Source organism: Phyllobacterium sp. P5_D12 (genome assembly GCF_054049495.1).
In genome coordinates, this window is sequence record NZ_JBFUMG010000885.1 from 1 (window position 1) to 1,268 (window position 1,268).

Here is a 1,268-nt window from a genome sequence, read left to right on the forward strand (position 1 = left end):
GCCTACAACCGGGTCACAGCCGTACTGCGCGATGACCTGGCCAAATCAACAGTCGTCCATATCGGGCGCGAGGACAAAAATGATCATGTCTTCTCCAAGGTGCTGCATTTCGTCAGCGATCCATCTGGTCATGGACTGGAAGAAGAGGGTATTGCAGGCGTTTGACCACAGCGGTTTGGTCGTGCTCAATCACCGCGGAGGCCAGCTTACTCAGCATCTGGGCTCGTAAATACTGACCTCCGGCATGACCAAATCAGCGGAAATAATCCTGCAGCGGCCTGACCTCCAGCGATCCGGCCTTCAGCGCGGCGATGGCTTCGGCGACTGCGTCGGCTCCTGACAGCGTTGTGTAATAGGGCACCTTCTGCATCAACGTTGCACGGCGGAGTGATTTCGAATCCGAGATCGCCTTGGCACTGTCGGTTGTGTTGAAGACCAACTGAACCTGGCGGTTGCGGATGGCATCCTCCACATGCGGGCGGCCTTCCTGCACCTTGTTGATTTTCTGGGCTTCGACACCATTTTCGCCGAGGAAGCGGGCGGTGCCTCCGGTAGCAAGAATTTTGAACCCCAACGCCGCCAAACGTTTTACGGGCGCGAGAATGCGTTGCTTGTCCTCGTCACGCACCGACACGAATAGCGTTCCATCGCGCGGCAGGTCGACACCGGCACCTAGCTGTGACTTGGCGAAGGCCAATGCGTAATCGTAGTCGAGCCCCATCACTTCGCCGGTCGAGCGCATTTCCGGTCCGAGCAATGTGTCGACGCCGGGAAAGCGCGCGAATGGGAACACGGCCTCTTTTACCGCGATGTGTTTGCGCGCCGTCGTCGAAGGTTTGCCGCCATAATTGGCCAGTGCTTCATCCAGCGTTTCGCCAGCCATGATACGCGCCGCAACCTTGGCAATAGGCGTACCGATGGTCTTGGCGACGAAAGGCACTGTGCGCGAGGCGCGGGGATTGACTTCAAGCACATAGATTGTGCCGTTCTTGATGGCGTATTGCACGTTCATCAGGCCGACGACATTGAGCGATTTGGCGAGCGCAGCGGTTTGCTTTTCGAGTTCGGCAACAGTTTCTGCCGAAAGCGAGTGCACCGGAAGCGAACAGGCGCTGTCGCCGGAATGAATGCCGGCCTCTTCGATATGCTCCATGATTCCGGAAATCCACGTATTCTTGCCGTCGCAGAGGCAGTCGACATCGACCTCGATTGCTTCGCTCAGATAACGGTCGAAGAGAAGCGGGTTTTTGCCAAGCAGCGTGTTGATC

Annotated in this window: 1 protein-coding gene; it reads right to left on the minus strand. The window is 57.4% G+C overall.

Translation table 11 applies throughout. From position 1 onward, the window contains the following. Positions 1-253 precede the first annotated feature (253 nt). A partial coding sequence (locus ACXJ5O_RS27330; protein WP_457302649.1) for an ATP-binding protein occupies positions 254-1,268 on the minus strand: 1,015 nt, incomplete at its 5' end.